At 45.0% G+C, this 6,000-nt stretch carries 7 protein-coding genes; 6 read left to right on the forward strand and 1 reads right to left on the reverse strand.

From position 1 onward, the window contains the following. Positions 1–102 precede the first annotated feature (102 nt). The 6 genes from H6A32_RS13925 to H6A32_RS13950 all read left to right on the forward strand — a co-directional run bounded on the left by H6A32_RS13925 (position 103) and on the right by H6A32_RS13950 (position 4,794). On the forward strand, positions 103–759 hold the full coding sequence (locus H6A32_RS13925; RefSeq protein WP_243424946.1) for a replication initiator protein A: 657 nt from the start codon (positions 103–105) through the stop codon (positions 757–759). Next, positions 756–1,610 (forward strand): ATP-binding protein, encoded by an 855-nt coding sequence (locus tag H6A32_RS13930; protein ID WP_204864625.1) that lies wholly within the window; start codon positions 756–758, stop codon positions 1,608–1,610. The genes H6A32_RS13925 and H6A32_RS13930 overlap by 4 nt, the downstream gene beginning before the upstream one ends. Continuing rightward, the gene (locus H6A32_RS13935) at positions 1,611–1,805 is read left to right on the forward strand and encodes a DUF6462 family protein (RefSeq protein WP_204864626.1); all 195 of its coding nucleotides are present in this window, start codon (positions 1,611–1,613) and stop codon (positions 1,803–1,805) included. A gap of 277 nt (positions 1,806–2,082) precedes the next feature. After that, entirely contained in the window at positions 2,083–3,294 is a 1,212-nt protein-coding gene (locus H6A32_RS13940; protein ID WP_204864627.1) for a tyrosine-type recombinase/integrase, read from the forward strand. 440 nt (positions 3,295–3,734) lie between these two features. Continuing rightward, entirely contained in the window at positions 3,735–4,184 is a 450-nt protein-coding gene (locus tag H6A32_RS13945; RefSeq protein WP_204864628.1) for an Hsp20/alpha crystallin family protein, read from the forward strand. A 142-nt stretch (positions 4,185–4,326) separates the two neighbouring features. Further along, positions 4,327–4,794: a helix-turn-helix domain-containing protein gene (locus H6A32_RS13950; RefSeq protein WP_204864629.1), complete on the forward strand. Its 468-nt coding sequence runs from the start codon at positions 4,327–4,329 to the stop codon at positions 4,792–4,794. A gap of 57 nt (positions 4,795–4,851) precedes the next feature. Here the strand turns inward: H6A32_RS13950 and H6A32_RS13955 are convergent, their stop codons facing one another. Continuing rightward, positions 4,852–5,742, reverse strand: coding sequence for a LysR family transcriptional regulator (locus H6A32_RS13955; RefSeq protein ID WP_204864630.1), 891 nt, complete (start codon positions 5,740–5,742; stop codon positions 4,852–4,854). Between the last annotated feature and the right edge of the window lie 258 nt (positions 5,743–6,000).

Here is a 6,000-nt window from a genome sequence, read left to right on the forward strand (position 1 = left end):
AGAAACAAAAGGATGGATGTGAAGAATAGAGACCAGATGGAATATTTGACAGAGCGGACCCTGATCAGAGATTTCATCCCTTACCCAAGGTTTCTGCTGGATATGAAACTGACTCAGACAGCCAGGATTCTGTATGCCCTGTTGCTGGATCGGTCTAAGATTTCAAGGAATAACGGATGGAAGAATGAAAAAGGGTATATTTACGTGATTTACCCAATCATGGATTTGGCACAAGTGTTGGAAAAGAGTCATATGACCATTAAGAAAGCTTTGAATGAACTGGAAAATGCCGGACTTTTAGAAAGACAAAAGCAGGGATTTTCAAAGCCCAATCTGCTGTATGTCAGAATTCCGGCAGAGGGAAAGAAAAGTGTCCCTGTGAAGGAAAGAAAACTATCCCCCATAGGGAAAGAAAAAGATACTTATGAGGGAAAGAAAACTGTCCCTGTGAGGGATAGAAAAGTATCCCCTAATAAAATGAGTAATAGTCAAATGATATATAGTCAAATAAATAAAGAGAGAGAAGCGCGCTCTTCCTATGGCGAATATCACAATGTGTTTCTCTCCGAAACAGAATATGGAGAATTGAAACAGGAGATCCGGGAAATAGACAGGCTGATCGAGGAACTGTCCAGTTATATGCGTTCCAGTGGAAAGCAATATGCTGATCATGCTGTTACCTTGAGAAGATGGGCAGAACGGTCAGCCCCGGTAAAAAACATTCCGGATTATACCTGCAGTGAGGAGGAAAGTCTATGAACAAGATGGTAGAAGCAACAGTAAAGAACATGATGCAGCCGGGAGAAAGAAACGGGGAAGATTACATCGGAGAAGACGGGCTCCTGTATTGTGGACAATGCCATGAACCGAAGGAGGCTTATTTCAATCAGGAGAAAGTCGGAGTTTTGGGAATAAAAAAACATCCGCGTGAATGTGAGTGCCGGAGGCAAAAGAGAAAAGAGGAGGAACAGTACCGGGAACAGCAGCGTCATGAAGCTGTAGTCAGAGAATTGAAGGAACATTGTTTCTCGGATAGATCCATGAAGGGATGGACATTTAAGAATGATAAGGGGCTTTCCGGAAATACCGTGCTTGCAAAGTTGTATGTGAAAGACTGGGAAACGATGAAGGCGGAGAATACAGGCTATCTCTTCTGGGGAGCAGTGGGAACCGGTAAAAGTTTTCTGGCGGGCTGTATTGCCAATGCACTGTTGGAACAGGAGATAGCGGTCCGTATGAACAATTTCGCGGAAGTGCTGAATGATCTGTCTGCTAATTTTTCAGAGAAGAACCCATACATAAAAAATCTGTGCAGAGTTCCGCTGCTGATTTTGGATGATTTTGGAATGGAGCGGGGGACAGAGTACGGACTGGAACAGATCTATGCGGTGATTGACGGCAGATATCGGAGTGGGAAGCCCCTGATCGCGACGACCAATCTGACACTGCAGGAGTTAAAGAATCCGCAGGATACAGCGCATGCCAGGATTTATGACCGGTTGCTGGAGATGTGCGTGCCGGTTCAGTTTAAAGGTGAGAGTTTTCGAAAACGTACGGCTCAGGAAAAGCTGGGGCGGATGCAGAAAAGAATAAAGGAGGAGATGAGGTAAATGAGACAGACAAAAGAAAGAGAGAGCAACTGCCGTCTGGCAGTGGATATTGAAGGTCTGTCCGCTATGCTTTCCTGCGGACAGATGACTGCAAGGAAGATTGCGGAAGATGCGGGAGCCCGGATCACCATCGGCCGCCGGGTATTGTACTCCGTACAGAAAGTGGAAAAATACCTGGAAGCAATAGCGGAATAGAGGAACACAGATGTGCGTGGGTGTGGTTTTGTGCTATACTTTTCATAGACAGGACAAGACCATTCCCCACAACAGGGAGGTGTGAGTAGTAAAGAAGCAACAGTTCAGCACGCGCCATTCGCAAAACCGCACTTACGTGCTAATGATGGCTGTCGCCATTGTTTTGCTCATTCACGGGCGCTCATCACATCTGGATGTCAGTCACCGGATTTTTATGCAAGCATAAATCCGTCTCCTGACACCAGATGGCTGAACTGTTCCAGAAAGGAATGGTTTTGTGGCAAGAAAAGACAATAGAGGAAGAAATCTGAGGACCGGGGAATCCCAACGCAAGGATGGACTCTATATGTACCGGTACAAAGATGAACGGACTGGCAGACGCCTGGCCGTTTATTCTCCGGATCTGGCTGAACTCAGGAAAAAAGAAAAAGAGATTGAGAAAGACCAGAGCGAGGGAATTATGACCGATACTCAATGCAAGAACATGACTCTCAATGACCTGTTTGAGATCCACATGGATACCAGAAAGCTGGCAGAGAGTACACAGGCCAATTACAGAAGGATGTGGAACAGTCTTGTGAGGAACGAACTCGGACAGATGAAAGTGGTACAGGTAAGACCATCTCATGTACGCTTGTTTTATTCCCGGCTGAGCAAACAGAAATATTCCCACAGTACCATCAAGTTTCTCCATAATATGATCTTACCGAGCTTTGAGGTGGCTGTAGATGACGATATCATCCGGAAGAATCCGGCCAAGAGAACGCTGGGAGACTATGGGGAACCAGAAAAGAAACGCATCGCCCTGTCCTTTGACCAGCAGAAAAATCTGCTGAACTATGTAAAGAACAGCGAGGTATTCCATATCTATCTGCCACTTTTGCAGGTGATGATTGGAACCGGACTCCGCTGTGGGGAGCTGATCGGACTCACCTGGAAGGACGTGGATCTGAAGACCCGGACCGTATACGTGAATCATCAGCTGATCTATAAGAACTATGGAGACGGGTGTGATTTTCATGTGACCATGCCGAAGACAGAAGCCGGGATCCGGGAGATACCCATGAGCAAGATGGTGACAAAAGCCTTTGAGACCCAGAGACGGCTGAATTTTCAGATGGGAATTCCAAGGGATGTGAAGATCGAAGGGCTTTCAAATTTCGTATTCATGAGCAGGAGCGGGCGTCCTATGATGCCCACTACCGTGAACTTTATTCTCCGGGATATTGTGAAGGCTTATAACGAGGAAGAAAATGAGCGGGCAAAGCGGGAGAGGAGAAAGCCGGAAGAGCTGCCGCACATCTCCGCCCATATTCTCAGACATACAGCCTGCACCCGAATGGCAGAGACGGATCTGGATATGAAGGTCGTTCAGTATGTGATGGGACATGCCAACATCAGTGTCACGATGGAAGTTTATAACCATATCACAGACCGGTCCAGGATTGAAAAAGAGATTGCGAAGATGGATCTGGTTCAGATCATGTGACTGGATTTTCAGTCTCTAAATCAGAGATTTTTGATCGCCTTGGAGTGAAAATTATGAAAATAATCGGATTTTTCTGCTTTTGATGGTGTAGTAAATTAACTCAGATTTCCTTGAATTTACAGGGGATTTTGGAGGTCCCCGATTCTGAAATTGGTGTAGAAATGGTGTAAAAATGGTGTAGTAAGCCATTTTTTGAAAAAATCAAAAATTTGGAAAGCCCGAAAAATCCCGTAAAATCAAGCTTTTTTGAGGTTTTCCAAAAAAAATATTTAAAAAATTAGCACTCACCTCTTGACACCGCTAACAACAAGTGTTATATTACAACTAGAACAAAGGAAGAGACAAAGATCTCAAGAGAAACTTGTTCGATTTCAACACTTCGGATTTCTCCGATGGTGCTAAAATAAAACAAATTGTCATAAAGAAAGGAGACATGACTTATGATGATGCCTAGTATTTTTGGAGAAAACTTATTTGATGACTGGATGGACTTCCCATTTGATGATGACTTCTTTGGAAGAAGGAACCCATTATATGGAAAGAATGCAAAGAACATGATGAAGACAGATGTCAGAGAGACAGATGATTCTTACGAAGTAGATATTGATCTCCCGGGATTTAAGAAAGACGAGATCAATGCCCAGCTGAAGAATGGATATCTTACCATTTCTGCAGCGAAGGGACTGGATAAAGATGAGAAGGATAAAAAAGGTAACTACATCCGCAAGGAGCGTTATGCAGGCAGCATGAGCAGGAGCTTCTATGTAGGCGATGACGTCAAACAGGAAGACATTCATGCGAAATACGAAGACGGTATCCTGAAACTGACAGTTCCGAAGAAAGATCAGAAGAAAGTAGAAGAAACATCGCACATCGCGATCGAAGGTTAATGAACCATGCGGGCGGCCGAAAAGGCCGCCCTTTTTTGTTCACCTTCTGTCAGGAAAACGGGCGAAACTGTACAGGATTCCTGGTGGTATCTTTCTGCAAAAACAGGTAAAATGAAGACAGAAATCATCAGGAGGAACAGTTGTGAATTTAGGAAATAATCTGTATCAGGCAAGGAAAAAGAAAGGGCTGTCTCAGGAGGATGCGGCTGAGAAGCTTGGAGTGAGCAGGCAGACAATCTCCAAGTGGGAGACCGATGAGACGCTTCCGGATATCCGCCAGGCAAAGCAGCTTTCGATGTTGTACGGTCTTTCGCTGGATGAGCTGATTTCATTTGATGTGGAAATGCAGGAGATTCAGGATGTGATCGACCGGATGAGTGACGAGGCGACAGAAAAGATCGACTGGACAAAAGCGTGGAGTAAAAAGTATCCGATTCTGGCGTCCTACCAGAAAGAGGTGGACATTTCGTATTATGCGGAAGAGTTGTGCAGGCTCTTGATCCGGATGGAAAAAGAATATGGATATAATGAGCTGGATTCCATGCTGGTGCTGAAAGATATTCTGGCAAGAGTGTGGAAGAACAGAGGAAAAAAGAATTCCGGGAAATAGATGATGAAAACGCAGGGCAGGCAGCGGACGATGATAGAACCGCTGCCTGCTCTGGCTTTATGTTTCGGAACCGACTGCCGTTGTGAATGCTTTCAGGCGTTCATAGAATACTTTTGCGGCCGGTGAAAATGTTTGATATTTTTTGGTGACCATATAAAGGCCTACAGATAATTCCGGACTGATTGGCCGAAATACAAGGTTTCGTCCCATGGTGTTGACAAGCCGGTCAAGGCAAAGGGCATATCCGATGCCGTGCTCCACAAGATAGGTAGCATTGTAAATCAGATTGTAGGTCGCTACGACATTCAGGGCATCCTCACCGAACCAGTCCAGATCCTGATGGCCGGAAAAGGTCTGGTCTGCCAGAATCATCGGAAGCGTTTTCAGCTGATCGATGTTGATGGTGTCCTGTCCGGCGAGCGCACAGTCCTTTGGCATCAGCAGTCCGTAAACATCTTTTTGATGTAGATTCAGGTAATCGTATTTTTCCTGCCGCACCGGGCCAAGCAGAAGTCCCATATCGGAGAGCCCTTTGTCAATCCGGTCCATGATGGCGTCAGCATCCCCGCTGTAAGTATGAAGCTTGACATCCGGATAATCTCTGTGAAACCCTGCCAGAAGCCCGGCGATCATATCCATTCCTACCGTTTCGCCGCAGCCGATAAAAATATCTCCGCTCAGATGCTCGGCGTCCGTATGAAGAGCGGTCTCTGTATTTTCCAGAAGTTTCATAATCTCCTGCGCACGGTTACGAAGGAATACCCCGTCTTCCGTCAGTTCGATACTTCGTTTTCCGCGGATAAAGAGCTGTTTCCCAAGCTGGCTTTCCAGATCCATCATCTGCCTGGAAAGAGTAGACTGGGAAATAAACAGTGTCTGAGCCGCCTTTGTAATATTCAGTTCTCTTGCTACTGCAAGAAAATAATGGAGCAGTCGCGTTTCGATCATGCCGTTTCACCCTTTCAAGTATGGAATATAAAATCAGTATAGGGTCAGTATACCACAAGTCTATCATTCCTGAAAGTGATGATAAATAAGAAGTGATAACTGTTTGTTGTTTCTTTAAAACGGACCTATAATGAAATCAAACAGGGGTTAATTGAAATCCTTACTGCAACATTGAAGTTGTAACTGCACATTGAAAACTTTATGAAGTTGTAACTGCATAATATCATGAGTAATTGCAACAGTTTTAAGCTGTTTTTC

The organism is Drancourtella massiliensis (assembly GCF_016900655.1).
Lineage (GTDB): Bacteria > Bacillota > Clostridia > Lachnospirales > Lachnospiraceae > Sellimonas > Sellimonas catena.

Coding starts and splice junctions, on each gene's coding strand:
- H6A32_RS13935 (WP_204864626.1), top strand. CDS start 1,611: ATGAGACAGACAAAAGAAAGAGAGAGCAACTGCCGTCTGGCAGTGGAT.
- H6A32_RS13945 (WP_204864628.1), top strand. CDS start 3,735: ATGATGATGCCTAGTATTTTTGGAGAAAACTTATTTGATGACTGGATG.
- H6A32_RS13955 (WP_204864630.1), bottom strand. CDS start 5,742: ATGATCGAAACGCGACTGCTCCATTATTTTCTTGCAGTAGCAAGAGAA.
- H6A32_RS13930 (WP_204864625.1), top strand. CDS start 756: ATGAACAAGATGGTAGAAGCAACAGTAAAGAACATGATGCAGCCGGGA.
- H6A32_RS13925 (WP_243424946.1), top strand. CDS start 103: ATGAAACTGACTCAGACAGCCAGGATTCTGTATGCCCTGTTGCTGGAT.